Annotated in this window: 1 protein-coding gene; it reads right to left on the reverse strand. The window is 55.5% G+C overall.

Features of this window, described 5'->3' with window-relative positions; all coding sequences use genetic code 11:
* Nucleotides 1-282 (reverse strand): translation initiation factor IF-2 N-terminal domain-containing protein (locus NW838_RS07545; protein WP_414427788.1); only part of this gene is annotated, 282 nt, incomplete at its 3' end.
* Nucleotides 283-737 lie beyond the last annotated feature (455 nt).

Genomic DNA, 737 nt, shown 5'->3' on the forward strand with positions numbered 1-737 from the left:
GCTAGCGGGGCCGGGCGCTTTCTGCTGAGGGCGCTCACTGGCTTTAGCTTCAGCAGGAGGCTCCGGCGGGAGGTTTTCAGATGGGGGTTTGGGCCGGGGTCGAGGAGGCTTCACAATGCGGGAGGCGCCCAGCTTGCTGCGCACCAACTCAGCCTGCTCCGGAGAAATGGTGCTGCTGTGGGTTTTGAAAGGGATCCCCAGTTGCTCACAAACCTCCAGCACATCCCGACTGTCACGCCCCATCTCACGGGCAATATCATAAATTCGAACTTTATCGGTCATTCGTCTGCTAGCCTCTGCTCCTTTACTTCTCGTCAGTTTTACTATCCAAACTCAATGGGAACCAAGTTATTGGGTTGAGCCGAACCTTTCGGGCTTGCGGGGGCTTCCTCCGGCGCATCGAGAACAGCTCGGCAATCCTCCGGGGATCCGGCCTGAAGGGAACCCAGGTCTGAAGCTGCTCTGGCAACATCCACAGGGGACATCCAGTAAAGCAACCGAGGAAGAACGAGCAAATGTCAACAGCGCCTCCAGAATAACCTCTCTGCAGTTCATCCCACTTGGCCTCAGTTTTCCAGCCAACTCCCATTCTGACAGTTGAGAGGGGCTGCCGTGTGGTTCGCAACTTAGCGAACCTGAAGAGGCGCTTTGAATATCTTACCTACATTGGGAATAACTCTAAGGCTCAGGCATTTGGAGGAGCTGTCCCTGGGAATCTTGCTGAAGAGAATCCAGAG

The sequence above is a fragment of the Synechococcus sp. R55.2 genome (assembly GCF_047462075.1).
Lineage (GTDB): Bacteria > Cyanobacteriota > Cyanobacteriia > Thermostichales > Thermostichaceae > Thermostichus.